The 26,367-nt window shown below is 68.7% G+C and carries 21 protein-coding genes; 12 read left to right on the forward strand and 9 right to left on the reverse strand.

Annotated features, from left to right (window positions below; translation table 11 throughout):
* Window positions 1-195: 195 nt before the first annotated feature.
* Complete coding sequence (locus KKZ08_RS28275; protein ID WP_223777112.1) at window positions 196-954, reverse strand: hypothetical protein; 759 nt, start codon at window positions 952-954, stop codon at window positions 196-198.
* Window positions 954-2,279 (reverse strand): type VII secretion protein EccE, encoded by a 1,326-nt coding sequence (gene eccE / locus KKZ08_RS28280; protein ID WP_223777113.1) that lies wholly within the window; start codon window positions 2,277-2,279, stop codon window positions 954-956. The genes KKZ08_RS28275 and eccE overlap by 1 nt, the downstream gene beginning before the upstream one ends.
* A gap of 202 nt (window positions 2,280-2,481) precedes the next feature.
* On the opposite strand from eccE, the gene eccB reads away from it, so the two are divergent.
* Both eccB and mycP read left to right on the forward strand, forming a co-directional pair.
* Window positions 2,482-4,014, forward strand: a complete 1,533-nt coding sequence (gene eccB, locus KKZ08_RS28285) for a type VII secretion protein EccB (RefSeq protein ID WP_223777114.1) — start codon at window positions 2,482-2,484, stop codon at window positions 4,012-4,014.
* Window positions 4,015-4,123: 109 nt separating this feature from the next.
* Window positions 4,124-5,314, forward strand: a complete 1,191-nt coding sequence (gene mycP, locus KKZ08_RS28290; protein WP_223779219.1) for a type VII secretion-associated serine protease mycosin — start codon at window positions 4,124-4,126, stop codon at window positions 5,312-5,314.
* 29 nt (window positions 5,315-5,343) lie between these two features.
* Here the strand turns inward: mycP and KKZ08_RS28295 are convergent, their stop codons facing one another.
* The 3 genes from KKZ08_RS28295 to KKZ08_RS28305 are packed head-to-tail and all read right to left on the reverse strand — an operon-like array spanning window position 5,344 to window position 8,804.
* The gene (locus tag KKZ08_RS28295; protein ID WP_223777115.1) at window positions 5,344-5,970 is read right to left on the reverse strand and encodes a hypothetical protein; all 627 of its coding nucleotides are present in this window, start codon (window positions 5,968-5,970) and stop codon (window positions 5,344-5,346) included.
* 32 nt (window positions 5,971-6,002) lie between these two features.
* Window positions 6,003-8,279, reverse strand: coding sequence for a DUF6571 family protein (locus KKZ08_RS28300; protein WP_223777116.1), 2,277 nt, complete (start codon window positions 8,277-8,279; stop codon window positions 6,003-6,005).
* Window positions 8,280-8,330: 51 nt separating this feature from the next.
* Window positions 8,331-8,804 carry a hypothetical protein gene (locus KKZ08_RS28305; RefSeq protein ID WP_223777117.1) on the reverse strand — a complete coding sequence of 158 codons (474 nt, stop codon included), beginning with the start codon at window positions 8,802-8,804 and terminating at the stop codon, window positions 8,331-8,333.
* A gap of 361 nt (window positions 8,805-9,165) precedes the next feature.
* On the opposite strand from KKZ08_RS28305, the gene KKZ08_RS28310 reads away from it, so the two are divergent.
* The 4 genes from KKZ08_RS28310 to KKZ08_RS28325 all read left to right on the forward strand — a co-directional run bounded on the left by KKZ08_RS28310 (window position 9,166) and on the right by KKZ08_RS28325 (window position 13,079).
* Window positions 9,166-9,567: a hypothetical protein gene (locus KKZ08_RS28310; RefSeq protein ID WP_223777118.1), complete on the forward strand. Its 402-nt coding sequence runs from the start codon at window positions 9,166-9,168 to the stop codon at window positions 9,565-9,567.
* Window positions 9,568-11,140: 1,573 nt separating this feature from the next.
* Window positions 11,141-12,334: a S8 family serine peptidase gene (locus tag KKZ08_RS28315; protein WP_223777119.1), complete on the forward strand. Its 1,194-nt coding sequence runs from the start codon at window positions 11,141-11,143 to the stop codon at window positions 12,332-12,334.
* Between the two features lie 56 nt (window positions 12,335-12,390).
* Entirely contained in the window at window positions 12,391-12,729 is a 339-nt protein-coding gene (locus KKZ08_RS28320; RefSeq protein WP_223777120.1) for a WXG100 family type VII secretion target, read from the forward strand.
* A 47-nt stretch (window positions 12,730-12,776) separates the two neighbouring features.
* Complete coding sequence (locus KKZ08_RS28325) at window positions 12,777-13,079, forward strand: WXG100 family type VII secretion target (protein ID WP_223777121.1); 303 nt, start codon at window positions 12,777-12,779, stop codon at window positions 13,077-13,079.
* Between the two features lie 100 nt (window positions 13,080-13,179).
* Here the strand turns inward: KKZ08_RS28325 and KKZ08_RS28330 are convergent, their stop codons facing one another.
* Together KKZ08_RS28330 and eccCa are read right to left on the reverse strand one after the other, a co-directional pair.
* The gene (locus KKZ08_RS28330) at window positions 13,180-13,482 is read right to left on the reverse strand and encodes a DUF397 domain-containing protein (protein WP_223777122.1); all 303 of its coding nucleotides are present in this window, start codon (window positions 13,480-13,482) and stop codon (window positions 13,180-13,182) included.
* 146 nt (window positions 13,483-13,628) lie between these two features.
* Window positions 13,629-17,639: a type VII secretion protein EccCa gene (gene eccCa / locus KKZ08_RS28335; protein WP_223777123.1), complete on the reverse strand. Its 4,011-nt coding sequence runs from the start codon at window positions 17,637-17,639 to the stop codon at window positions 13,629-13,631.
* Between the two features lie 306 nt (window positions 17,640-17,945).
* Between eccCa and eccD the strand changes: the two genes are divergently transcribed.
* The 6 genes from eccD to KKZ08_RS28365 all read left to right on the forward strand — a co-directional run bounded on the left by eccD (window position 17,946) and on the right by KKZ08_RS28365 (window position 25,342).
* Window positions 17,946-19,457 carry a type VII secretion integral membrane protein EccD gene (gene eccD, locus KKZ08_RS28340; protein WP_223777124.1) on the forward strand — a complete coding sequence of 504 codons (1,512 nt, stop codon included), beginning with the start codon at window positions 17,946-17,948 and terminating at the stop codon, window positions 19,455-19,457.
* A 337-nt stretch (window positions 19,458-19,794) separates the two neighbouring features.
* A complete protein-coding gene (gene rpsO / locus KKZ08_RS28345) occupies window positions 19,795-20,082 on the forward strand; it encodes a 30S ribosomal protein S15 (RefSeq protein ID WP_030363216.1) in 288 nt (95 codons plus the stop codon).
* Window positions 20,083-20,477: 395 nt separating this feature from the next.
* Window positions 20,478-22,706: a polyribonucleotide nucleotidyltransferase gene (locus KKZ08_RS28350; protein WP_223777125.1), complete on the forward strand. Its 2,229-nt coding sequence runs from the start codon at window positions 20,478-20,480 to the stop codon at window positions 22,704-22,706.
* Window positions 22,703-24,082, forward strand: a complete 1,380-nt coding sequence (locus KKZ08_RS28355) for a pitrilysin family protein (protein WP_223777126.1) — start codon at window positions 22,703-22,705, stop codon at window positions 24,080-24,082. Before KKZ08_RS28350 ends, KKZ08_RS28355 begins: the two co-directional genes overlap by 4 nt.
* Before the next feature lie 37 nt (window positions 24,083-24,119).
* Window positions 24,120-24,872, forward strand: coding sequence for a 4-hydroxy-tetrahydrodipicolinate reductase (gene dapB / locus KKZ08_RS28360; protein WP_223777127.1), 753 nt, complete (start codon window positions 24,120-24,122; stop codon window positions 24,870-24,872).
* A gap of 17 nt (window positions 24,873-24,889) precedes the next feature.
* Window positions 24,890-25,342, forward strand: coding sequence for a hypothetical protein (locus KKZ08_RS28365; RefSeq protein WP_223777128.1), 453 nt, complete (start codon window positions 24,890-24,892; stop codon window positions 25,340-25,342).
* A 19-nt stretch (window positions 25,343-25,361) separates the two neighbouring features.
* Here the strand turns inward: KKZ08_RS28365 and KKZ08_RS28370 are convergent, their stop codons facing one another.
* Window positions 25,362-25,922 (reverse strand): PH domain-containing protein, encoded by a 561-nt coding sequence (locus KKZ08_RS28370; RefSeq protein WP_223777129.1) that lies wholly within the window; start codon window positions 25,920-25,922, stop codon window positions 25,362-25,364.
* Window positions 25,923-26,031: 109 nt separating this feature from the next.
* Window positions 26,032-26,271 carry a hypothetical protein gene (locus KKZ08_RS28375; protein WP_223777130.1) on the reverse strand — a complete coding sequence of 80 codons (240 nt, stop codon included), beginning with the start codon at window positions 26,269-26,271 and terminating at the stop codon, window positions 26,032-26,034.
* Window positions 26,272-26,367 lie beyond the last annotated feature (96 nt).

A 26,367-nucleotide genomic window follows, 5' to 3' on the forward strand; every position in this document is an offset into this window, starting at 1 on the left:
GTTTCTGGCGTCGCGCCCTGCCCCAGACTAATCACCAAAACCACCGGCACGGCAGGGCAGCCCACCCCGCCCACACTGTCCATTGCGTCACGCCCCGCCCGGAAGTGATCCACGTACGCCAAAACGTGACGGACAAATCACCCAACAGGGGATGGAGCGCGCTGATTTCACCGCGAAGTCTGCCTCCGCCCGGCCTCAGTCGATCCGCCGGGCGGCACCCAACAATCCGGTCTCGGCATCGGTGGCCTGCGTCATCACGTACTGCCGATCGCGATCGGCGCACCACAGCGTCACGCCGTCGGCCAGCGTCGGCAGGGAATCGACGTCCCCGCCAGGCAGCCCCAGCTCCCGCCCGATCAGCGTGGCCTCGTCGGGCGAAACCCGCTGCACTCCCACGAGCCGGGCCTGCCGCATCAACCGGGGCGCGACAGGACTGAGATAGGGCAACACCGTCAGCACCGACTGCCAGGGCCCGGCCACGACCCGCCCCCGAGGCGGCCGCATCCCACAGTCACGCACCACGAGCACGGGGCTCCCGGCCGAGGCCCCCTGCGGCGGCACCCGCCCCACGTCATGCACAGCCATCCCACTGGGCCCCACCCCAAGCGCCTGAACAAGCTGCGCCCAGGCCCCGGCCCGCCCCGTCTCCACGGCCACCCGAGCCCCAACAGCGGCGGCGCGCAAGGCGATCACCTGGGCGGTCCACAGGCCGCCGATGAACAGAACGTCGTACGGTGTCGGGCGGTTGAGCCCGAGGGTCGCGGGCTGACCCTCCGCGTCCACCCCGATCACCACCCCGTCGTCCCCTATGGGCAGGTAAAGCGCGTCCAGCTGTTCAGTGGAGAGCCCGTGTCGCCCGTGCCGGGGCCCTAGGAGCCCGAACCCACCACGCACGCCAGACGCGGCGGACACCACCGACGCGGTCCCCGACCGGGAAGCGGAGCTCCGAGCCATCACCGGGCACCCCCCAGCGGAAGCGTCGCCAGCATCCCGGGCAGCTGTTCCCGGTCCAGCCGCAGCAAGCCCGTCGCGGCCTGTCGTGCTCCCCGTTCCAGAACCTGCCGTGCCGCCGAGAGTTCGGCGTCACTGCGGCCCGTCACCCGCACATGACCGCTCACGGTGATTCCCTGCCGCCCATCTCGCCCGAGCGTGAGACTGAACGTCGTGGCGAGTGCCGGAACCGCGGTGAGAAGAGCGACGAGTTGATGCAGCGCGGGTCCACCGGCAGCACCGAGCCGGGGCCAGCGCCGTACCCAGTACGTCGTGTGCCGCCGGTTGTCACACCGCCACGCGCGCGGGGACTCCTCGGTCCTGCGCTCCGGCAGCTCCGAGAGCCCGGCCTGCGCGGTCATCAGAGGGTTGGCACAGGCGGAGGTCGCCACGGCGGCAGCCACCTCGTCCTCGTTCAGCACGGTCACCCGGAATCCCGTCCCCGTCAGCCGGCTCGCGAGCTGGTCGGCGGCGCGAACCAAGGACTTCTGGGCCCCCACGAGCCCGCCCCCGCGCGCCGCCACGGCCTCCGGACACAGCTCCGGGTCCAACTTGAGGGCGATCCACGTGATGCGCACGGCCGGCGCCCCTGTCTGGGCCTGAAGCGGCGCGTAGTTGCTGACGGCCACGGACTGCTGCGGCAGGTGCAGTGCGGGCGCGGGCTGCGTATGGACCACGATCTGCGCGGATTCCAGTCGGATCCCGTCCACTTCGAGTGCCTCGCGGACCAGCCCGACCGGCAGCGGCTGCCGCCCCCGCTCGGCCCGCAGCGCCGTCGCGTCGGATTCGACCTGCAACACCGCCGCCAGGAACGTCCCGTCCCCGACCATGCCGACCTGGCGCCGGGCACGGCCCCTGTAGGCGTACGTCCGCAGGGCGGGATCGCATTCGACGGCCGGGGCGAAGGAGGGGTCCGTGGCTGGCGGCACCGGCACTTCGGCGGAGCGCCGCACGCGCCCCCGGAACGCCCGAGTGGTGGCCAGCCATTCATGCCACGGCCGGCCATGGCGCCGCCCGAGGGCGAAGAGCACCAGGACGGCCGCGATCGCCACCGCCGGTGCGACCGCCAGTGGGCCGACGGTCCAGGCCGCTCCCACCAGGGCAAGGGCCGACTCCACGAGCACCACGGGGCGTAGGCGGGACCGGCCGAACTGCGGTAAGCGGGACGTGGGACGAGGAGCGAAGGCGCTGGGGGAGAGCGCCGCGGGTGACGGGGCCGCCGGTGCCTGTGCCCGCGCCCCGGAATCAGGACGACGTCGCCCGGGCCGGGTCCGCACAGTCGTAACCATCGGCACAACCCCTCGTAGGTCTCCCAAATCATCACGCAGGGCGCGCACTTGAGGCCTGCCGACCTCACCCACCTCACACGCGCGATTACACAACAGGCATAGTAGGGGGCCGGTCTGACAGCGGAGGGCCGGGGCAAGCGTTCCGGCACCGCTCGGGGAGCAACGATCACCCACGCTCGCTCACGGGGGAATGCAGACGCGCATGGCATCACGACGGGACGAACTCAACGCCTACACCTTCGCGAAGCGCCGCACACTGGCCGCCTTCGTCCAGCCCTCACCGTCGGGCTCGGAGGAAGGCGCCCCGCGTCCGCTGCGCGCGGTGGTGCCGGGCCTGATCGTCGGGGTGATCGTCCTGGCCGTCTTCGGAGCCTGGGGGATGTTCAAGCCGGCGGCCAAGCCCGGCTGGGACAAGCCCAAGGAGCACGTCATCATCGCGAGCGACTCGACGACCCGTTATGTCGTGCTCGAGACCGACGGCAAGCGTCAACTGCACCCTGTCCTCAACATGGCCTCCGCGAAGCTCCTCCTCGACTCCGGCAAGGGCGAAGTCATCAAAGTCGATGAGTCGATCCTCGACAAGGGAAAGATCCCGCACGGCGCCACGATCGGCATCCCGTACGCCCCCGACCGCCTCCCCTCCGCGTCCGAGGCCGGCACGGCCAAGCGCTGGGCGGTGTGCGAACGCCCCGTGGCGGGCGGAAGCAGCATCCAGAAGGCCGCGTTCGTCCTGGGAGACCGGGACCGGAACAGGACCGAGGGACGCCAACGCCTGCGGGGCGGCGAGCTGTTGTACGTCGTCGGCCCCGACAGGACGCGGTACGTGGTCGACGCCCGCGGCACCGCGTACCGGATCTCGGAGAAGGAACACCGCGAACTCCTGCTGCGTGTCCTCATGAGATCGAGCCGTGAACCACAGCGTGTCTCCAAGCAGTGGCTCGGCACACTGCATTCTGGGGGCGCCATCGCGTTCCCCGACATCGAGGGCGTCCCCGGAGCCGACGCGAAGGTGCCGGGCCTCCAGGACCGGGCGGCCGACCGGATCGGCATGATCATCAAGGCGACCGAGGGCGACAGGGCACAGCATTACGTGGTCCTTCCCGGACGGATCGCCCCGGTGTCGGACTTCACCGCGAAGCTGCTCCTCGGCAGCCCCGACCTCGTCGATCTGAAGCAGGACGGCAGGGCCCGTCCACTGAGCGCCGGAGCCTTCACCCCCGACACGAAGGAGTTCGGGCCGGGGAACAGATGGCCGCGTGAGATGCCGACGGCGGCCAACGAGGCATCGACCGCGGACGGCAGCCGCAACACCGTCTGCAACGTCCTGCGCGATGTCGACGCCGACACCGGCGTGACCACCCTCAGCACGTGGGCGGGAACCGACTTCCCGGCCCCGCTCCCCACCGGTTCGTCGAGCGCTTACGTCACCCCGGGCTCGGGCCAGCTCTTCCGGCAGTTCCTCGGCTCCGAGACGAAGGCGGGCGGCATCTTCCTGGCCACCGACACGGGCCTGCGGTACGCGATGCAGTCCAACAGCGACAGCGCTACGGACGACGCCGGGATCGGCACCTCCGCCAAGCAGCGCAAGCAGCAACAACAGGAGGCGCAGCAGGCCCAGACACGCCTCGGCTACGGCGATGCGGACGTGACTCCGATCCCCGCCGCCTGGTCCGCCTTCCTGCCCACGGGCCCGCGCCTGTCAACGGCTGCGGCCCGCCAGCCGCAAGGTGCCTGAGGGGTTGGAAGGGAGCGCTGAGATGACGTACGCATCCACGACAGCCGTCGTGCGGACACGCCGCGCGAGAAGAGCCGCGAGAAGAGCCGCGGGGATGGCCGCGGCGGCCATGGCCCTCGGCCTGGCCACGCCGATGCCCGCCGTCGCCGATCCGTCGTCGTCCGGGCAGTGCACGTTTCCGTCCAAGAAGTACGAGGGCCGCCCCTGGTCCCTGCAGCGCGTCCTCCTGGACGAACTGTGGCTGCAGTCCAAGGGCAAAGGCGTGCGCGTCGCGGTGATCGACACGGGCGTGGACACCAGGAACCCCCAACTGAGGCCCGCGGTGGACGCCTCACGCGGCCGCAACTACCTGCCCGCCAAGGACGACAAGGGGGAGAAGATCGACCGCGGGAAGGCGAACGGCACGACGGACACGGTCGGCCACGGGACGCGTGTGGCAGGCATCATCGCGGCTCGCCCGGCCAAGGGCACCGGCTTCGTGGGCCTCGCCCCCGAGGCGACGATCATCCCGATCAAGCAGAACGACGCCGAGGGCCACGGCACCGCGGAGACGCTCGCGAAAGCCATCGACTACGCGGTCGACGCCGGCGCGGACGTCATCAACATCTCCCAGGACACCGCGAACGCGGCCAAGCCCTCTCCGGAACTCGAACGGGCGGTGGACAGGGCCCTCGGCCTGCGGCGGGTCGTCGTCGCGTCAGCAGGCAACGACGGCCTGGGCGGCAACGTCAAGAAGACCTACCCCGCCTCCTACGAGGGCGTCCTCGCGGTGGCGGCCTCGGACCGCAACAACGAACGAGCCGCCTTCTCCCAGTCCGGCGACTTCGTCGACGTGGCGGCCCCGGGCGTCGACATGATCTCGACGGTCCCCCTGGGCGGCCACTGCGCCGACAGCGGCACGAGCTTCGCGGCCCCGTACGTCGCCGGCCTGGCGGCCCTCCTCAAGTCCGAACACCCCCACTGGACCCCGCGTCAGATCACGGCCCAGATCCAACAGACAGCGGAACGCTCGGTCTCGGGCCACGACCGCCTGGTCGGCTGGGGCGTGGCAGACCCGACCCGCGCCCTGACGGAAGACGTCCACCCACTCGAACGCCCCACTGCCCAGGAGGAAGTACACCGAGCAAAGGCCCCGACTCCCGCGGAGCTACACCTCGGTGAAACGCCGGAGCAACGAACGGCGCGTATCGCTACGTACGTTGTCGTGGGAGCTGTTGTCGTCGTGGTCGGCCTGGGCGGGGTGGGGGTGGCCACGAGGGACGCCCGCCGAGGACAGCGGGGCGGTGTGACTGGTCGGTGATCCGGACGGACCAGAGGTCTTGCTGCCCGTCAGCGCCGGGGAACCTCGTCCGGGATATTTGGCCTGTTTCCACAAGGAAGCTCTTGAGTGAGTTTCTTGGCAAAGGAAGAGACCATTGTTCCTCGTAGAGACGAGTCGGCTTCGGGGGCCTTTGTCAAATGAACTGTGATCTCCAGAGGGATCCCTGACTCCTGTCCACCGTGAGCCCCAGGTACGGCGCAGGAGAGCGTTAGTTTCAACAGGCCAGTTCCGCCATCCTCGCTCGAGAACATGCCGTTCCCTGCCTGACGCCACGTGATGGAATCTTCGCCGGATGCAATTTCCGCGAGGCTCGAGGGCGACCAGCGCACCTCCGAAGTGAAGCGTGCGCCGTTCTCTGGCACAGCAATCTCACACGGCGCGAAGGAGGAACCGAGGTGGGCATCGCTCCCAGGCTTCCAATGCCGCGCACCGGCCACAAGGGCATCCGCCAATTCGCCGACTGTAACGAGCCTGTTCTCGATTCGGGCAGTGCCCTTGCCCATAGCCGCTACCAGCGAATCAATATTCTCCGAGCCGAAAAGGTCGTTGCACACGGCCCAGCCCTTGGGTGAGTCGTCCCGTTCGGGAGGATCAGCGGAACAGCCCATGGCGAGCAGCGGGAACGTCAAGGCCATGCCGCACGCTGATGCCCGGGCGTGATGTGATTTCACTGCTGCACCTTTTTCACGTCTTCGGTCATCTGCTTGCCCGACCGGTACGACGTTTCGATCTCCCTCGCCAGGTCTTCCTTGTCCGCCGATGGCAGGTGGATGAAATCCGCGTAATTCCCCACGGGGACCCACGCTCCGCGTTCGGCGACCGATTCGTGACTTTGGACGGCCCGGAGGGCATCGGGATCGTTCTTGTACTCGTTGTCCTGCAAATATTCGAGCGTGTGATTGCCATATGCGGTATTGATCGCTTCACCTCCTGTCTCCATCACGAGTGGTACAGCGGTGGCTGCGGCAACACCTGCAGCGGGCCCGATGACCAGCGAGGTTCCCACGCCTACCACCGTGGCAACGCTGGCACTCACGCCGAACTTGCGCCACTCGGCTGCCTGCTCGTTAGCCAGGTTGCGCTGGTCTTCCAAATCCTTGAACTCGTCACGGATCTGCTGGGAGCGGGCCTCATCGATAATCCCATGGACTTTAGACGAGTTGTGGGCGAAGGAAAGACCCTTGTCTTCGTCCCGCTCAAATGCGGAGAGTCCGCTCGCCTCAAAAATCTGCTGTGCAGAAGAGAGGTACTTGTATCCTTCTTCGTCCTCTGCCGTCACGGCCAGGAAATTAAGCGCTTCCTTCTCGCCGAAGTCCGTCCTCGATGATCCGTCGCTGCTATGAGCGAACAGTTGATCGCGCCCGAGCTCGTCTCCCGACCCGCCGAAGTTCTTGATCGAGTAATTCAGATCGTCGATATAGGCCGCGCCCATGCGCCCGAGGCTGTCCCTCATCGCATCGTGAGGCTGCAGATCGGACGTTGCGCTGTAGAGAGTCACAACCTTGTTCATGATCTCAGCGGTGGTCTCATCGCGGTGGAGTACAGGCTGCGCGGCATCCCAAGCGTGCCCCGTGACGGCGGCTTCGAGCGCGTGCCCAAGCGCGTCCGGGCCGAATGCGACAGCCTTGCTGCGAGCTTCATCACCGGGGCCTTCGAGGCTGTCGGGAGGCCATTCGAAGTCTTTTCTGGTCAATTCTTCGAAGTATGTATAGTCAAGGGATTCTCCCTTGTTGACGGTTCCGTCCTCGTTGTAAACGGTCGGTGTCGTCCGCTCGGAAAAGAACTGCTTCGCCGCTTCGGGGCTGTGTCCCAATGCCTCCATGGCGCCGACCAGCGGGTCGTACCCTGCTCCGTTCTTTCCTGACGGATTAAAACCGTAGTTCAAATCGCCGCCGCCCAAAGGCTTGTTCATCATAAATTTTTGACGATCGTCATGATGGGTCTGAACGATGTGCTCGGCGATGGGATTGAGGAACTTCGGATCGTAATCACCGTACCGCAGAATCCCGCCGAGGATCTGGTAGCCGTAGGGCGAGTTGACAGAGCCTCTACTCAGCTCGATCTCCTGGTTCCCCAGCTTCCGGAACTCGCTCGCCCAGTTCCCCGGTAGATGTGACTTATTATCCGGATCGGTAGCAGAGGCCAAGGAAAGTCCCATATTACGTTGAAATTCCTTGGTCAGGTCCAGTCGTGCTCGATCATCTCCTTCAGTGCCGTCAAGTGACATCTCACCGTAGAACTGCAAGGCAGCCTTCGGGCCACCGAGTTCCTTGTAGAAGGCCGTGGAGAAATCCGGGTCCCTGGCGTTGTGCTTCATGATTCGGTTAAGCTCTTGCAGCTGCTTGTCCGTCATGTTCGGGCCGAGCTCGGCAAGTTCGTTGGCGCGCTTCTGCTGGGCATCATCAAGTGAATCGTACGTCTTGTGACCAAAATTGTTGCCCTCATTTCCATGGGTGCTCTTCAGGGCTCTGGTCACCGAAGCGTCGATTTCCATCGCATGGACGAGAAGCCTTGAGATGCGGTCTGAAAGTGCTTGAGCAGACTCGAGCTCCTGCTGGGTGCGATCTTCGTTCTCGGATCTGTTACGCGGAAAGAACCACCGCATGGATCCGTTGCCTGTGTCCTCGACCTTCACTCCGAGGGTGGAGCAGTCCGCGACAGCTTCCTGCATCTTTCTTTGGATCTCTACGAGCTCCGTATGGGCGTCGTCGAGGAGCTTCCAAGTGCTTTCAGCCTGGGCGTGAGCATCGGCGAACTCCTTTTTCGTCTTCTTGATAAACTCTCGGCTGACCGTCGCGTTGACTCCCTTCCAGCGGGCTGTCTCTGCTTTGGCCCACATTCCTTTATCCGCACTCTTGGCGAGCCGCTTGAGGTTGTCGACCACCTTCTTCCAATCGGCGACCGCCGTTCCGAGTTTTCCGAGGTCAACCTCGGCGACGTCCATATAAGTAAGGCTGCTCATCGCTTTGCTCCTCGTGCCAGTAGTCGCACGCTTCTACTTGAAGTAGTCACTGATGCGTGACACGGACTCGGCGGACCCGTCGCGGTGGCGAATCGAAGCAGCGATCGTGACGTCGTTCTGCGTGTGCAGTGCTTTGGAGTAATCCAGGTGGTTGGAGATGTGCGCGCACGCCTGCCGCAGGGTCTTGAGCTGCGAGTCCCAGAGGGACACGGTGGTCTCCAGCTCGGTGCCCAGGGAAAAGTTGTGACTGGTGAGTGCGCTTGCTGCCTGAAGGGTGGACCCGGCGCCGTCCGCGCCCGTGCCTGCGCCGGCGATGTCTGCCTGCTTGCCGAGTTGGTCATGGAGGATGAAGGCTTCATGGCCTACTGCTCCCAGGTCGTCCCGGCGCACCACCAGATCGCCGTCGTTTCCGTGTCCAGATGCGGCGGGGGCCTGATTCAGCTGCATCTGCGAACGACGGCTGTCGGCGGCCTCGGTCTTCAACCGCTCCCACTCGTCCCATGCCATGAGTAATCCTCTTGCCCTCTGAGTCTGCGCTGTTGACGGCGTCCCGGCGGGAGTGACCGGCTCAACCTAACAACGGCCGCTCGTCGTGTGGAGCCGTTCAAACCAGGTGCACCACGTTGGTTGACAGTTCACCTTCTGGGGCGGCTGTCCGACTGCAACCCGGCGTCGCGGTAAGCCAGTTGGACCCTGCACTCAGTGTGACTAGAGTGGTACAGGTGCCATAAGTAGCTGCCGAGCCACTGCGCCCACGAGGGCGTCAGGAAGGCCGGTAACGGGGAGGGAAAGCATCGTGCTTCCTACGGATGGACACGGGGGAGGGTCGCCGCCGTCAGGCACGGATCTCAAGCGTGGGTTAGAGGCGTTGAAGACCTTTCGTCGCCGCGTCAACACGCTGCTCACGGAGTTCGAGGGTTCGGCAGCAGGCCCGAGCAAGGTCGGGGGTCAGAAGATCCCCCGTGCCGCTTTCAGCGGCGGGGGCAGTTCCTTCCCGGAGGCTGACGGTCTGTACTCGCAGTACGACCAGGTCCACGAGCGGCTGACTTCGCTCTCCTCGATGCTCGGTCAGCAGATCGAGGCCATGGGGATCGCCGTGCATGGTGCGGACGTCGGCTTCGACAACCTTGAAGACGACCTTCGGCAACGCTTCTGGGCGATCCAGGCCAAGGTCGACCGTGAGCAGGTGCCCACTGGGCGTGGCGGTAGCGGCAGGCCTGATGACCAAGGCGGCCATGGCAGCGACAAGTCCGATGCCGGGTGGTCGTAGTGGGTTTCGAGGGGCACAACCTGAACGACATGATCGACTTGGTCGAGCAGGCAAAGCCGGCCGACCTGGAGAGGGCGGGCGAGGCGCTGCAGAGGGCGCGCAATGCCATCGCCGCCGCTGCCAGGGAACTTGGCGAGCACATCGACCGAGTCGACTGGGAGGGGGAAGCGGGTCAGGCATTCCGCAAGTGGGGCAAGAACCTCGTCAAGGACGCGCATAGGTTGTCCGACTTCGCTGATACCGCCGCCGCCCAGATCGCCGCAGCCGGTGCCGGATTGGCGTCCGTACGCAGCTCCATGCCGCCGCGTGACAATCGAGCCGACCCCAAGACTGTCAAGGACATCCCCTCTCCGAAGCGGGTGGAAGGGAACGAGGAGTACGGCGCCGCCGTCAAGGCCGAGCAGCATCGCCAAGAGGCGATCAACCAAATGAATCGGTTGGCGTCGTTCTATCTGGTGGCGCAGGACGGAATGAGGCGGCAGGAGCCGCCTACGTTTTCGGCCATGCCCGAGGTGGGGATGCCGATGCCGAGCCCGGAGGACCCCAGGCTCGCGGGTGAAGGGCAGGGAGCGCCGGCCGCTGCTGCGGGCGCAGGTGGTGCTCCGGCGTCACTGTCCCCACATGCTGGTAGCACTGCCACGTCAGGTGACACAGGAGCAGCGTCGAGCAGCGGTTCTTTGCCGTCGCGCAATGAGGCGCCAGTCCCGATCGTCTCTTCGGACCGTTCTGTGGGTACGGAGATCGACAGCATCCATACCCTGCCTCCGCAGACCACAACTCCGACGACTGGCGCGCAGCCTCCGGCGCCTGGCCGAGCAGTTCCTGACGCGGGCCCGATTCCTCCGATGGGAGGGGGCCGCTTCAATCCGTCGTTTCCTGGCCCCGCCACACGTTCCCCTGGTCCTGTCGGAGGCGTGAAACTTCCGATGCCGGCGCAGGGACGAAGTGGCACGGGTGGGCCCGGGGGAGTGTCCGAAAGCCCCGGGCGTGGACCCGCCCTGCCGACCGGGCGGACTGATCCGACCGTGCGGGGGCGTGCCCCCAGCGGGCCGATGACACCTGGGCAACCGGCCCCAGGGCGCAGTGTCACGGGCGGTACTCCGCGGCCGTCCGGTGTGACGGGGCCGCGCCCTAATCTGTCCAATGCCACTGGTGCAGGGCGACCCCAAGGCGTAATGGGAGGACGTCCCACCATGACTGGGGCCCCGGGAGCTGGAGGCAGAGGGCAGGGGACACACCGGTCCGGCGGGCCGGTCGGTACTCCCAAGGAACGCACGGCTGGCGCACGAAGAGGTGGGAGCGGGTTCACTCCCGGTGGCGTCGGCCTCGTACGAGGTTCCGGAGGTGATCGGCGAAGTCCCGAGAGGGAAGAGGACGGGGAACCTCAGCGCTTCGACGACACCGTTGAGGACGAAGAGACACATACGCCTGAGAGTCGGCGGCATGTACCACCAGTGATCGGCTAACGGCGAGCGAGGACGTGCAGGGCATGCAGTCAGGGTTGGACCGACGTGGCAGGTGGAACGCTCCGCCTGCCGGCCGTGTGGGGAGACGGTGCGCCACCGCGGGCTCCGTGGTTGGTGCGCTGGTGCTCCTGTCCTTCGGGCCGGCTCCCAGTGCGGTGGCCGATGGCGTTCAGTCGAAGCAGTGGTACTTGGACGCGATGAGCGCGGACGAGCTGTGGAAGGTCAGCACTGGCAAGGGCATCAAGGTCGCGGTTGTCGATACCGGAGTCTGGGAGTCACCTTCCCTCCAAGGCCGCGTTCAGCCGGGCAAAGACGTGACCGGGATGCGTGGTGACGCACTGGACGACTACGACAGCCACGGAACCACCATGGCGGAACTCATCGCGGGGTCTGGGCGAGGAGGAGGGCTGAAGGGGTTGGCTCCTGGGGCCGAAGTGATCTCCGTTCGCGCCAGTCTGGGGAAGCGATTCGAGAAGAAGGAGAGTGACTCCGCCGAAGCGATCCGAGCTGCCGCAGATAGCGACGCCCAGATCATCAGCATGTCCTTCGGCGGAGACTTCATGTACCCCGCCGCTAAGGCGGCAGTGCGGTATGCCGCCTCCAAGGGGAAGCTCATGTTCGCCAGCGTGGGGAACGAGGCGGAGAAGAAGGACTCCATCGACTATCCCGCTGCGTATCCCGGAGTCACCGGCGTCTCCGCGGCCGATAAGTCGGGCAAAGTGGCGAAGTTCTCCGAGTTCGGCGTCCACGTTGATCTTGCTGCCCCCGGCCTCGACATCCCCCGCTGGTGCGACGCCACCTTCCGCTCCTACTGCGACGAAGGCGGTGGCGGCACCAGCTCCGCCACCGCCATCGCCTCCGCCTCCGCCGCCCTCGTCTGGTCCAAGCATCCCGACTGGACCGCCAACCAGGTCCTCCGCGTCCTCATCGATACCGCGGGTCGCGACTGGCCCAAGGACGAGCCCAGCGACTATCTCGGCTACGGGCTGATCCGGCCCGCCCGCAATGTCGTGAAGGGCGAGGGCAAGCCTGGCCCTGCGGACATCGACCCGATCACGAACAAGAAGACACCGGTCGCCGGCTCCGCCGCCGACGGTGCCGCTCCGTCCGCCTCGGCCTCCGCTCCCGCCGCGTCTTCGCAGCCCCCGCGGAAGGACGCTTCGGACGACGAGCCGGCCGCGGCGGTGAAGTCCTCCGACGACGGCAGCGGTCGGCTGTGGCTGGCACTCGGCGGTATCGCCGCAGTCACCGTGATCGCCGCCGGCGCCTTCGCGGCGGTGCGATCCCGTCGCCGGGCCTGAAGCCGGCACAGCCCCACCCGATCCATTCCAACGGACGCTCGTGAAGGGAGCCCGCCGTGTCTGACGGCCAGAAGTTGAACAACCAGCAAGTGGCGCTTCTGAAGAAGGAGATCGTCGGCAAGTACGACTCCGTGCAGAAGCAGCTCAAGCGCCTCCAGGGCACCCTCGACACGATGGAGGGCAACTGGCGCGGCATCGGCGCGCACGCCTTCGACAAGAAGCAGACCGAGATCAACGAGCACATGCGGGCGATCGGCAACCTCCTGGTCGACTTCCTCGAAGGCATCAGCGGCAACGAAAAGCTCGTGGACGGCCTTGAGGACCAGGTTCAGTCGACGATGAACAGCATCGACGTCCAGTACGGCGGCAAGCACTCGGCCATCAGCAGCTACTGAGTGCCGGAGCACCGGGCAAGAACCCACCACTAGGAAACGGGGCAAGCATGGCAAACGTGCATCTCGACGAACTCGCCGTCAAATACGGCGGCCTCGACGCCATCACCACCGAACTCGGCATCCAGGCCAAGCAACTCGAAGCCGACCTCGCGGACATCAAGCGCGCCGTGGCCAAGGTGGCGGAGGGCTGGGAGGGCGAAGCGCACACGGCGTACACCGTCAAACAGAAGGAATGGGACAAGCACGTCGAGGCCATCCACCGGGCCCTGGTGGAGATCGGCCAGAAAGTCGGCCAGGCCGGCGGCGACTACCGCGGCGGGGACCTCAAGGGCGCCAGTTACTTCCAGTGAGCCCACGCGGGCGCGGGGCGAGAAGGCAGTCGTAGAACGTGAAGGGGTGGACGCGCGCGGGAGGCGTCCACCCCTTCACGTCGCCCGGGGGCGCCGTTCCTCACTCCGCGGGGAGCCCGCCATTACGCGAAGAGGGCTCCAGGTCGAACTCCCCGTCCCGAGCCCCCAGCACGAACGCCCGCCACTCCGCCTCCGTGTACCGCAGCACGGTCTCCGGCTCCAGGGACGACCGCATCGCCACCGCGCCCCCCGGCAGATCCGCGATCTCGACCCGCTCCTCGTGCTGCTCGGTGCCAGGAGCGCTGCGCCACTCGACGCCGGAGATGTCGAGGGCGTAGAGCTCCTCCTTCTCGCGTTCCTTGCGGGCCTTGGTCTGCGCCTCGTTGTCGGGGGCGTCGGTCATGGCGGAAGGGTCCCTTCACAACGTACGAATCTGCTGTGGACTCACCCTACTTGGGGCACTCCGTCCCTGTTCAGAGGTTGGCGAGGACTGTGAGCGTCAGAGGCCGGCAAGGCCCGAGGCGCCTGGGGTTCGGCCCGGCGGCGGCCTCAGTACTCCCCGGCCACCAACCCCGTCTGCACCATCGGCTTCCCGCGCCTGCGGGAGACGAAGATCCCTCGCCCGGCCGGCATCGGCCGCGGTCGTACGCCGCCGAGGATGTCGCCCTCGTCCGGGTCGCCCGCAAGGATTACTCCCTGTGCGCCCAGTTCCTTCATCCGCTGCATGAACGGCTCGTACGCCGCCCGCCCCGCGCCCGCCGTCGAGCGGGCGATGATGAAGCGGACGCCCACGTCCCGGGCGAAGGGGAGCAGCTCGGTGAGGACGCCCAGCGGGTTGCCGCTGGAGGTGGACACCAGGTCGTAGTCGTCGACGATCACGTACACCGTCGGGCCCTGCCACCAACTGCGCTCGCGGAGCTGCCGCGCCGTGACGTCCGCCGTCGGGGTACGCCGCTGGATCAGGTCGGCCAGCGCGGCCATGTGGTGATCCATGGCGTTGGACATGGGGATGTACTCGGCCAGGTGGGAGGCCGGGGCGGCGTCGAGGAGGGAGCGGCGGTTGTCCACCACGAAGAGCTTGCAGACGTCACCGCCGTAGCGCTCCGTCAGGCGCTTGATGAGCAGCCTGAGCAGGTTCGACTTGCCGGACTCGCTCTCGCCGAAGACGAGGAAGAACGGGTCCTGCTCGAAGTCCACGAAGACCGGTTCGAGGTTGTTCTCGTCGAGGGCGAAGGAGACGCCCCGGTCGGGGAAGACGTGGCCCGGGGGCAGCTGCTCGGCCGGGAGTTCGCGCGGCAGCAGGCGGACCGCGGGCGCGCCCGGCTCCGTCCAGTGGCGGGAGACCTCGGCGGTGAGCGCGGCCGTCGCGTCGGCCAGGTCCGTGTCGGAGGAGAGCCCGTCGATGCGGGGCACGGCTGCCATGAAGTGCTGCTTCTGCGGCGTCTGGCCCCGGCCGGGGACACCGGCGGGGACGTTGGCCGCGACCTTGCGGTCGAACTCGGAGTCCATGGAGTCGCCGAGCCGCAGTTCGAGCCGGTTCATCAGGTGGTCCTTCAGATTGGCCCGGACCTCCATGGAGCGTGACGCGGTGAGGATCAGGTGGACGCCGTAGCCGAGGCCGCGGGCCGCGATGTCGAGGACGGCGGGCTCCAGAGCCTCGTACTCGGAACGGAAGTTGCCCCACCCGTCGATGACCAGGAAGACATCGCCCCACGGCTGGTCCGTCACCGAGATCTCGCCGCGCGCCCGGCGGGCCCGGAAGTCGGCGATCGACGCGATGCCCGCCGTGCGGAAGTACTCCTCGCGTCGGCTCAGTACGCCGTACACCTCGGCGAGCGTGCGCCGCACCCGCTCGGGGTCGAGGCGCGAGGCGACCCCGCCGACGTGGGGGAGCCCGGTGACGGACGCCATTCCTCCGCCGCCGAAGTCGAGACCGTACAGCTGGACTTCGTACGGCGTGTGAGTGAGGGCGAAAGCCGCCATCAGGGAGCGCAGCAGGGTCGACTTGCCGGACTGGGGGCCGCCGATGATCTGCATGTGGCCCGCCGCGCCGGAGAAGTCACACCACAGGGGTTCGCGGCGCTGCTCGTACGGCTTGTCGACCAGGCCCAGCGGTACGACGAGGCGTCCCGCTCCCGCGTAGCCGGGCTGGGTGAGTCCGCGCCCCTCGACGGCGGTGAGCCCCGTGAGCAGCGCGTCCAGGGGCGGCGGGCTCTCCAGCGGCGGCAGCCACACCTGGTGGGCGGCGGGGCCCTGGGCCTCCAGGCGGCGCACGATGACGTCCAGCACGGTGTCGGCGAGCGCGTCATCGGTGTCGGAGGTGTCGGAGGTGTCGGAGGCGCCGGGCGTGCCGGGGTTCGGCGCGGGACCCGGTGCGGGGACCGGCGGGGCCGCGTACCGCACCGGTACCTCGGCCGCCGTGAACAGCACCGGGCGGCGGTCCACAGGACGCGGGCCGCCGAGGGCCGCGGCCTGCGCCGACCCGGAGCGGTACACCCCGGAGACGTACGCCGCCTTGAACCGCACCATCTCGTCCGTGCCGAACTTGAGATAGCCGGAGCCGGGAACGTTCGGCAGGTGGTAGGCGTCCGGCACCCCGAGCGCGGCGCGCGACTCGGCGGCGGAGAAGGTGCGCAGCCCGACGCGGTACGAGAGGTACGTCTCCAGCCCTCGCAGCCGTCCCTCCTCCAGGCGCTGCGAGGCAAGCAGCAGGTGCACGCCGAGGGAGCGGCCGATGCGGCCGATCTGCACGAACATGTCGATGAAGTCCGGCTTGGCGGTGAGGAGTTCGCTGAACTCGTCGATCACCAGGACGAGGGACGGGATCGACTGGAGCGGGGCGCCCGCCACCCGCGCCTTCTCGTAGTCGTGGATGTTCGCGTAGTTGCCCGCGTCCCGCAGCAGCTCCTGACGTCGGTTGAGCTCGCCGCGGATGGAGTCCCCCATGCGGTCGACCAGCGTCAGGTCGTCCGCCAGGTTGGTGATGACCGCGGCGACGTGCGGCATCTGCGCCATGCCGGCGAAGGTGGCGCCGCCCTTGAAGTCGGCGAGTACGAAGTTCAGGGTCTCGGAGGAGTGCGTCACGGCGAGGCCGAGGACCAGGGTGCGCAGCAGCTCCGACTTCCCGGAGCCGGTGGCGCCGACGCACAGGCCGTGTGGGCCCATGCCCTCCTGCGCGGCCTCCTTGAGGTCGAGCATCACGGGACGGCCGTCCTCGCCGACACCGATCGGGACACGCAGCCGTTCCGCCTGGGTGCGCGGGCGCCACGTCCTGCTGGTGTCCACCGACTCGGCGTCGCCCAGGTTCAGCAGGTCCGTGAACTCCAGGTCGGCCAGCAGGGGTTCGGACTCGTCGCCGCCGGAGGGGACGCGCAGCGGAGCGAGTTGGCGGGCCAGCGCCTCGGCCCCTTCGTAGGACAGGACGTCGGGCGTCCCCTCGTACACCAGGCCGTGGCCCGATTCGATCCGCATCGTCCCCGGACGTACCGCGAGCGACAGCCCTCCGCGCCCCTCGGCCAGTTCTCCCGGGACCACCTCCACGACCGTCACGCCCTGCAGCCCCTCGGGCGAGGTCAGCACCGACAGCGGAGGCAGCGACAGGCCGTCGAGTACGACGACGATGTGCGGCTCGTCCGGCAGCGGACCGCCCTCCGGGTGGAAGCGCGGCCGCCCCTGGAGCCGGGCGGCGAGCATGGACTCCAGCCCCGTCGGGTCACCGGTGATCAGGCGGCGGCTGCCCGCTCCGTCCGCGGCACCCGGCATCTGGCTGTGCGGCAGCCACTTGGTCCACTCCCAGAACGGCGCCGCGGACCGGCCCGCCCCGACGGCGATCACCAGGTCCTGCGGGGAGTGCAGCGAGGCGAGCGACGCGGTGAGCGCACGGGCCGTGCCGCGCGCCGTCTCCGGATCCCCGCTGATCGTCACGTGGTAGAAGGCACGCAGCGAGACGGCCATCGGCAGATCGTCGAGCGTGCTGTGCGCGGCGAGGAAGCGCTGCATCGCGCCCGCGGTGAGCGGCTCCAGCTCGTCCACCGGAGCGGTCTGCGGCGGGACGAGGGGAGTGGCGAGCTCCTGCGGGCCGAGACCGACGCGCACCTGCCCGAAGTCCCCGTCGCCGACGCGGCGTTCCCAGACCCGGCTCCCCTCGGCGACCAGCGCCCAGAGCTGCTCGGGTGAGGGGTGGAGGTAGTACTGCGCGTCGCGCTGGGCCCGCGCGGTCTCCTGCGCCGCGCGCCGCGTCTGTCGCAGGTACCGCAGGTAGTCGCGCCGCAGGTCCGCCAGCTGCCCCTGGCTGCCGCGGCGGTAGCGGATGAGCATGGCCACCGACATGGCCACCGTGGAGGCGACCATGACCATGCCCATGATCTTCATGAACGGATGCGAATTGGGCATGAAGAAGAAGACCACTGAGCCACCCATGCCGAGCATGGGCAGCAGCTGCATCATCGCGCCCTCCTGCTGGTCCCGCGGAAGCTCGGGCGGAGGTTGCAACACCACTTCTTCGCCGGGCACTGCCGAGGGCAGGGCCCGAGGTGGGCGCTTGACGACGATGTGGCTCACTGGGCACCAAATCCCTTGCCGGGCCGCGGCGTTCCGTCCGCCGCCCCGTGTCGGGCGAACGGCGACCGTCGGGTGATCCTACTGACATACACGAAGACGGGCGGGCGATAAGGTGCCGATGCGCGCGTGAACGTATGTGAATCAAGCCGCGGGCCGGCGCGGGCAACGAACCGCAATGTACGGGAACTTCGCGCTGAACCGCAGTGCGCGGGAGCAAGATCCGGCCAGGTGTGCTCATACGCCTCGTGGCCCGGCCGGTCATGCGGCACAGTCGGACCGGCGCCAGCGATCGAGGGGGAGCAGCAGGTGAGCATGACGGCGTCCGCGACGGCCGGCGGAGCAGCGCGGCCCAGTCCCGGCACCGCTTCGGGGACCAGCGCGGGATTCGGCTTCTGCCGGGTCACCATCGTCGCGCCGGACAGCCGGATCGACGTGTCCCTGCCCGACGACGTCCCCGTCGCCGACCTCTACCCGGAGATCCTGCGACTGTCCCGGCAAGGCCCCGCCGAGGGCGCACCGGTCGGCTACCACCTCGTACGCCGTGACGGCCTGGTCCTCGACAGCGGCCGCTCCTTCGCCGCGCAGCGCATCCTCGAAGGCGAGCTGCTCACCCTGCGGCCCTTCTCGGAGTCGCTCCCGCCGGCCGTGTTCGACGACGTGTCCGAAGCGGTCGCGTCCGCGGTGACCCGCGACCGCATGCTGTGGAACGGCGACCTGACGCGCGGCGCAGGCCTCACCGGCACCACGGCGCTCTCGGCCCTCCTGGCCTTCGTGGCCTGGACGGCCGACCCGCGCCACGACATGCACGGCCTCCCCGGCATCCTGGCCGCCGTCGCCGGAATCCTTCTCCTCACCCTCTCCGCCGTGCGGGCACGTGTCTACGACGACCGCGCCGCGTCGGTGGCCCTGGGCCTCGGCGCGCTGCCGAACCTCGCCGTGGCGGGGTCGGGGCTGCTTGCGCTGGGCGAGGGGCAAGGCATCGGCCGGCTCCAGGCCCTGCTCGCCTGCGCCGCTGTGCTCGTCGCCGCGACGGTCCTCACCCTGGTGTCGCCGCGCGGGGACGGCCCGTTCGTCGCCTGCCTCTTCGCCTCGGCCGTGGGCCTGCTCGCGACGTTCCTCGCGGCGCTGTGGCGGCTGTCCCCCGTCGAGACAGCCGCCATGTGCGCCCCGCCGGCCGTGGGAGCCCTTGCCTTCCTGCCGGGACTGTCCATGCGGTTCGCCCGCCTCCCCATCGGGTTCGAGCCGCCGCACGGCAGCCGGAGCGCGTACGGTGCGGAGCCCGCCCCGCAGGAACCCGTCGACGCCGAGCGCATCGCCGCCCAGGCACGCCGCGGGCACGAGCTGCTCGTCGGTCTCGTCGGCGGTTGCGCCCTGCTGGCCATCGGTTCGGCAGCCGTCCTCGGCTTCTCCGATGACGTGTGGGCGCAGCTCCTGGCCCTCGCCACCGGCGTCGCGATGCTGATGCGGGCCCACCTCTTCCGCTACACCGCGCAGGTCGGCTCCGCCCTGGCCGCCGGCCTCGCGTCCCTGGTCCTGCTCGGCGTCGGCCTCTGCCTCGACCCTCCGCAGGACCTCGTGCGCGACGCCCTGGCGGGCGACTCGGCCGCGCTCGACCTGCGCACCGTCTGGCTCGTCGCGGCCATCGCGGTGGCGGTGGCGCTGGTCACGGCTCTCGGACTGATCACTTCGCGCACCGGTGTGACGCCTTTCTGGGGCCGCTTCCTGGAGATCGCCGAGGCCTTCGTCCTGCTGACCCTGGTGCCGCTGGCCCTCGCGGTCTTCGACGTGTACGCCAGGGCCAGATCGCTGACGAGCTGACGAGCCTCCGCGGTAGGCCCTTATCCTCGGGATCCTCGGGCCCCGCCCCCGGGCCGGGTACGATCCCGGGCCGGGTACGCCGGTCCCTGCGGCGCCCGCGATCCCCACGGTCAGGACCGGACAAGCCGACTGCTACCCTGTCTAACGACCGCCTGTCTGCGCACCCCGAATCCCCCAGGGATCCGGACCCCGGACCTTCAAGGATCCGGCCCCGGACCCGTCAAGGACCCGGACCCCGCGCCCGGCGGCCCATCCCCGCCTCCCGAGTCCCGGAAGCTCCCCTGAGATGTAGACCAGGGGCACTCGGAGGCACACGAAGACATCACGAGGAGTACGCGTGTCGCTCGACGCCGCTACGAAGAAGCAGATCATGACCGAGTTCGGCCAGAAGGAGGGCGACACCGGTTCCCCCGAGGTTCAGGTCGCGCTGCTCTCTCGCCGTATCTCGGACCTGACCGAGCACCTCAAGACGCACAAGCACGACCACCACTCCCGTCGTGGTCTGCTGATCCTGGTCGGCCAGCGTCGCCGCCTTCTCCAGTACCTGGCCAAGAAGGACATCCAGCGCTTCCGTGCCCTGGTCGACCGCCTCGGCATCCGTCGCGGTGCGGCGGGCGCCAAGTAAGACGCCGTGAAGGGAGCGGTTCCCACTCGAAGCACTCGAAGGGGGCCGCTCCCTTTGCTGTACGTGCGCGGTGTCACCGACGCTTTGTAGTCTGGTGACAGGAAGCACACCCTCCGAGGTGCGCGGGTATCCGTACACGGGTACCCGGAGCAACACGAGCACCACGAGCAACACCAGCACCAGCACGACCCCACGAGGGAGAGGCGCACCCAGCCGCCGCCGGTCCTCGGTAGTGGCCCCCGGGAGACGTTCCCGGGTGCTTCGATCGAAGACCGGCCCGCACACACGGCGCGCTTCTCCGCACCGTCCCGGTCCACGAAGGACAGAGGGGACACCGCCTCCGGGCCACACGGGCCCAGGGGCGAGAAGACGAAACGTAGACACGTAGGAGAACAGTGGAGAACGAGACCCACTACGCCGAGGCCGTCATCGACAACGGCACCTTCGGTACCCGCACCATCCGCTTCGAGACGGGCCGTCTGGCCCGTCAGGCCGCCGGCTCCGCCGTGGCCTACCTGGACGACGACACGATGGTCCTCTCGGCCACCACCGCGTCCAAGAAGCCCAAGGACCAGCTCGACTTCTTCCCCCTCACGGTGGACGTCGAGGAGCGGCAGTACGCCGCCGGCAAGATCCCCGGTTCCTTCTTCCGTCGTGAGGGCCGCCCGTCCGAGGACGCGATCCTCACGTGCCGCCTGATCGACCGCCCGCTGCGTCCTTCCTTCAAGAAGGGCCTGCGCAACGAGATCCAGGTCGTCGAGACGATCATGGCGCTCAACCCCGACCACCTGTACGACGTGGTCGCGATCAACGCCGCCTCCTGCTCCACGCAGCTGGCCGGCCTGCCCTTCTCGGGCCCGATCGGCGGCACGCGCGTGGCGCTCATCAAGGGCCAGTGGGTCGCCTTCCCGACGCACACCGAGCTCGAGGACGCCGTCTTCGACATGGTGGTCGCCGGTCGCGTCCTCGAGGACGGCGACGTCGCGATCATGATGGTCGAGGCCGAGGCCACCGAGAAGACCATCGAGCTCGTCAAGGGCGGCGCCGAGGCGCCGACCGAGGAGGTCGTGGCCGCCGGTCTCGAGGCCTCGAAGCCCTTCATCAAGGCCCTCTGCAAGGCGCAGTCGGACCTCGCCGCCAAGGCCGCCAAGCCCACCGGCGAGTTCCCGGTCTTCCTCGACTACGAGGACGACGTCCTGGAGGCCCTGACCGCCGCGGTCAGGACCGAGCTCGCCCAGGCGCTCACCATCGCCGGCAAGCAGGAGCGCGAGACCGAGCTGGACCGCGTCAAGGCGCTGGCCGGCGAGAAGCTCCTCCCGGAGTTCGAGGGCCGCGAGAAGGAGATCTCCGCCGCGTACCGCTCGCTGACCAAGACCCTGGTCCGTGAGCGCGTCATCAAGGAGAAGAAGCGCATCGACGGGCGCGGTGTCACCGACATCCGCACCCTCGCCGCCGAGGTCGAGGCCATCCCGCGCGTGCACGGCTCGGCGCTGTTCGAGCGTGGCGAGACCCAGATCCTGGGTGTCACGACGCTGAACATGCTCCGGATGGAGCAGCAGCTCGACACGCTGTCCCCGGTGACGCGCAAGCGCTACATGCACAACTACAACTTCCCGCCGTACTCCACCGGTGAGACCGGCCGCGTCGGCTCCCCGAAGCGCCGCGAGATCGGCCACGGCGCCCTCGCCGAGCGCGCGCTCGTGCCGGTGCTGCCGACGCGCGAGGAGTTCCCCTACGCGATCCGTCAGGTGTCCGAGGCGCTCAGCTCCAACGGCTCGACGTCCATGGGCTCCGTCTGCGCCTCCACCATGTCGCTGCTGAACGCCGGTGTGCCGCTGAAGGCCGCCGTCGCCGGTATCGCCATGGGCCTGATCTCCCAGGAGATCGACGGCGAGACGCACTACGTCACCCTCACCGACATCCTCGGTGCGGAGGACGCCTTCGGCGACATGGACTTCAAGGTCGCCGGCACGAAGCAGTTCGTGACCGCGCTCCAGCTCGACACCAAGCTCGACGGCATCCCCGCCTCGGTCCTGGCCGCCGCGCTGAAGCAGGCCCGTGACGCGCGTCTGCACATCCTGGACGTCATGAACGAGGCCATCGACGTCCCGGACGAGATGTCCCCGAACGCGCCGCGGATCATCACGGTCAAGATCCCCGTGGACAAGATCGGTGAGGTCATCGGCCCCAAGGGCAAGATGATCAACCAGATCCAGGAGGACACCGGCGCCGACATCACGATCGAGGACGACGGCACCATCTACATCGGTGCCGCCGACGGCCCGGCCGCCGAGGCCGCCCGCGCCACGATCAACGGCATCGCCAACCCGACCATGCCGGAGGTCGGCGAGCGCTACCTGGGCACCGTCGTGAAGACGACGACCTTCGGTGCGTTCGTCTCGCTCATGCCGGGCAAGGACGGTCTGCTGCACATCTCGCAGATCCGCAAGCTCGCCGGCGGCAAGCGCGTGGAGAACGTCGAGGACGTCGTCGGCGTGGGCCAGAAGGTCCAGGTCGAGATCGCCGAGATCGACTCCCGCGGCAAGCTCTCCCTCATCCCCGTCATCGACGGTGAAGAGGGCGACGAGCAGGCCGCCGACAAGAAGGACGACACCGACAAGTGACGTCGCGTAGCACCACGACGACGGCCCGCACCTCCTCGGAGGCGCGGGCCGTCGCCCGTACCCAAACCCTCATCAAGGGCGAGCACGGAATCGGCACGGTCCGCAGGACCACTCTTCCCGGCGGCCTGCGCGTCGTCACGGAGACCCTGCCCTCGGTCCGCTCGGCGACCTTCGGGATCTGGGCGAGCGTCGGCTCGCGCGACGAGACCCCGTCGCTGAACGGCGCCACGCACTACCTGGAGCACCTCCTCTTCAAGGGCACCAAGAAGCGCAGCGCCCTGGACATCTCCTCCGCGATCGACGCGGTCGGCGGCGAGATGAACGCCTTCACGGCGAAGGAGTACACCTGCTACTACGCACGGGTGCTCGACACCGACCTGCCGCTCGCCATCGACGTCGTCTGCGACATGCTGACGGGCTCCCTGATCCTCCAGGAGGACGTCGACGCCGAGCGCGGCGTCATCCTCGAAGAGATCGCGATGACCGAGGACGACCCGGGCGACTGCGTGCACGACCTGTTCGCGCACACGATGTTCGGCGACACCCCCCTCGGCCGCCCGGTCCTCGGCACCGAGGAGACGATCAACGCCCTCACCGCGGACCGCATCCGCCGCTTCTACAAGAAGCACTACGACCCCACCCGCCTGGTGGTCGCCGCCGCGGGCAACGTGGACCACAACAAGGTCGTACGCCAGGTCCGCGCCGCCTTCGAGAAGGCCGGCGCCCTCACGCGCACCGACGCCACCCCGATGCCCCCGCGCCAGGGCTCCCGCGCGCTGCGCACCGCGGGCCGCGTCGAGGTCATCAACCGCAAGACCGAGCAGGCCCACGTCATCCTCGGCATGCCGGGCCTCGCCCGCACCGACGAGCGCCGCTGGGCCCTCGGCGTGCTGAACACCGCGCTCGGCGGCGGCATGTCCTCGCGCCTCTTCCAGGAGGTGCGGGAGAAGCGGGGCCTCGCCTACAGCGTGTACTCGTACACCTCGGGCTTCGCCGACACCGGCCTCTTCGGTGTGTACGCGGGCTGCCGCCCCAGCCAGGTGCACGACGTCCTGAAGATCTGCCGCGACGAGCTGGACCAGGTCGCGGAGCACGGCCTCACGGACGACGAGATCGGGCGTGCCATCGGCCAGCTCGCGGGCTCCACCGTCCTCGGCCTGGAGGACACCGGCGCCCTGATGAACCGCATCGGCAAGAGCGAGCTCTGCTGGGGCGAGCACATGTCGGTCGACGAGATGCTGGCCAAGATCTCGGCGGTCACCCCCGACGAGGTGCGTGAAGTGGCCCGCGACGTGCTCGGCCACCGCCCGTCCCTGTCGGCCATCGGCCCGCTCAAGGACAAGCAGGCGGCCCGCCTCCACGACGCGGTCGCCTAGCCACGACAGGGCCCAACTCCCGTAAGGAATGAAGGACATGAGCAAGCTGCGCGTGGCGGTCATCGGCGCCAAGGGCCGCATCGGCTCCGAGGCCGTGAAGGCCGTGGAGGCCGCCGACGACATGGAACTGGTCGCCGCCCTCGGCCGGGGCGACGAGCTGGAGTCACTGGCAAAGGCCCGCGCCCAGGTCGCGGTCGAGCTGACCCACCCCGACTCGGTGATGGACAACCTCGACTACTGCGTACGGCACGGCATCCACGCCGTGGTCGGTACGACGGGCTGGACCGACGAGCGCCTCGCGCGGCTGCGGGAGGCGCTGGCCGCGTCCCCGGGGACGGGCGTGCTCATCGCCCCGAACTTCTCCATCGGCGCGGTCCTGACGATGAAGTTCGCGCAGATCGCGGCGCCCTACTTCGAGTCCGTCGAGGTCGTCGAGCTGCACCACCCGAACAAGGCCGACGCCCCGAGCGGCACCGCCTCGCGCACCGCCCAGCTCATCGCCGAGGCCCGCAGGCAGGCGGGCAGCGCCCCGCAGCCCGACGCCACGACGACGGCCCTGGACGGCGCCCGCGGCGCGGACGTCGACGGCGTACGGGTTCACTCCGTGCGCCTGCGCGGCCTCCTGGCGCACCAGGAGGTCCTGCTCGGCGGCGAGGGGGAGACCCTGACCGTCCGCCACGACTCGCTGCACCACAGCAGCTTCATGCCGGGCATCCTGCTCGGCGCGCGTCGCGTGGTGAGCACTCCGGGTCTGACCTTCGGCCTGGAACACTTCCTGGACCTCGGCTGAGCCGGGAAGCGGAACCCATGCGAGCGAAGATCACCTACGCCGTCACGGCTGCCGTCCTGGTCGTCTACTTCGTCCTGGTCGGCAGCCGCGGCGTGCTCCTGATACAGCACGGCACCGCGCTCACCGTCACCTTCGGGGTCGCGGTGCTGATCCTGCCGGTCATCGGCGTCTGGTTCCTCTGGAAGAACACCCAGTTCGTCCAGCGCGCCAACCGCCTCGCCGCCGAACTGGAGGCCGAAGGCGGCCTCCCCGTCGACGAGTTGAAGCGCACCCCCGGCGGTCGCATCGACCGCGACTCGGCCGACGAGGTGTTCGCCCGCCGCAAGGCCGAGACCGAGGACGCGCCGGACGACTGGCGCTGCTGGTTCCGCCTGGCCGTCGCCTACCACGACGCCAGGGACACCCCGCGCGCGCGAAAGGCGATGCAACGCGCCATCGCACTGCACGCGGGCAAGCCGGTGAACGTCTAGCGCAGGGTGCGGCCGAGGCTCACGCCGTGGCGCGGTACTCGTCGGCCCACACCTCGATGGAGTCGGCCGCCCGGTTGAACGCCTCGTGCCGCGCCAGGAAGTCGGCGTTCCGATCGGTCAGCAACAACTGCTGCCCGTCGCCCGCCGCACCACGGCGTACGAGGATGAGGGCCTGCCCCTGCACAGTGCGGGGCAGCCCGAGCCACCGCACCGGCTGCTGAGCGGTCCGCACGGCCTCGACCTGCGCCCACGGCACGGTCCGCGTCCTCAGGAAGCCGACCCTGCGCACTCCGCGCGCGCTCACCCAGGTGCCCACGCGCAGCAGCCGCAGGGCGCCCGCGACGATGAGCAGCGCGAGGCCCGCGCAGATCGCGGCACCCGCGAGCCTGTCCGCGAACGCGATGATCACCGCGGCGAAGAGGATGTACGAGGCGAGCAGCAGCGAAAGTGCGGCGACGCCCACCCGCCAGGGCCCCGGACGGTAGGGGCGCCGCCATTGATCGCGGTCGTCGAAGGGCAGCGCGGCGTCGAGCGCCGCGTCGTCGAAAGCGCGGTCCGCGGTCAGGAAAGGCAGGGGCACGGGCTGATCCTCACTCGATCCACGCATGGGCTGTGCCCGGTGAGGCTACCGAGCCGCGTCCCCCGCTACCACCCTCGGGGGTCCGGACGAGTGCTCCGGACCGGCCAGGTCAGCGACCGTCCGAGGCCTCGGACTGCTGCGTCCGGGCGGGTGACTGATCGGCGGACATGGCGGGCATCCCGAAGAGCAGGGATCCCACGAGACCGGCCACGACGGTCAGGCCGATGAGCGTGCGGCCCGCGATCTGACTGGCCGACGCGCGCTCACGGGGTGGGGGAGTGACGTTGCTGCGGAACTTGTCGGCTTCGGCGATGAAGGCGAACGGGACGGGCTCTCGCCGACGGAACATGGGGCGCGCTTCTCCTCACGGGTCTCGAACGTTGTCTCTCGACTGGATAGACGATCGAATCGCCCAAAAGGTGCCCTGTTTCGGCAAATTAGTCGA

This window comes from Streptomyces sp. 135 (assembly GCF_020026305.1).
Lineage (GTDB): Bacteria > Actinomycetota > Actinomycetes > Streptomycetales > Streptomycetaceae > Streptomyces.

Bases quoted from the DNA above. Each gene is read 5' to 3' on its own strand.
- KKZ08_RS28375 (WP_223777130.1), bottom strand. From the start codon at position 26,271: ATGTTCCGTCGGCGAGAGCCCGTCCCGTTCGCCTTCATCGCCGAAGCC.
- KKZ08_RS28330 (WP_223777122.1), bottom strand. From the start codon at position 13,482: ATGACCGACGCCCCCGACAACGAGGCGCAGACCAAGGCCCGCAAGGAA.
- mycP (WP_223779219.1), top strand. From the start codon at position 4,124: ATGGCCCTCGGCCTGGCCACGCCGATGCCCGCCGTCGCCGATCCGTCG.
- dapB (WP_223777127.1), top strand. From the start codon at position 24,120: ATGAGCAAGCTGCGCGTGGCGGTCATCGGCGCCAAGGGCCGCATCGGC.
- KKZ08_RS28275 (WP_223777112.1), bottom strand. From the start codon at position 954: ATGGCTCGGAGCTCCGCTTCCCGGTCGGGGACCGCGTCGGTGGTGTCC.
- KKZ08_RS28365 (WP_223777128.1), top strand. From the start codon at position 24,890: ATGCGAGCGAAGATCACCTACGCCGTCACGGCTGCCGTCCTGGTCGTC.
- KKZ08_RS28300 (WP_223777116.1), bottom strand. From the start codon at position 8,279: ATGGACGTCGCCGAGGTTGACCTCGGAAAACTCGGAACGGCGGTCGCC.
- KKZ08_RS28325 (WP_223777121.1), top strand. From the start codon at position 12,777: ATGGCAAACGTGCATCTCGACGAACTCGCCGTCAAATACGGCGGCCTC.
- eccE (WP_223777113.1), bottom strand. From the start codon at position 2,279: ATGGTTACGACTGTGCGGACCCGGCCCGGGCGACGTCGTCCTGATTCC.
- eccB (WP_223777114.1), top strand. From the start codon at position 2,482: ATGGCATCACGACGGGACGAACTCAACGCCTACACCTTCGCGAAGCGC.
- KKZ08_RS28295 (WP_223777115.1), bottom strand. From the start codon at position 5,970: ATGGCCTTGACGTTCCCGCTGCTCGCCATGGGCTGTTCCGCTGATCCT.
- KKZ08_RS28305 (WP_223777117.1), bottom strand. From the start codon at position 8,804: ATGGCATGGGACGAGTGGGAGCGGTTGAAGACCGAGGCCGCCGACAGC.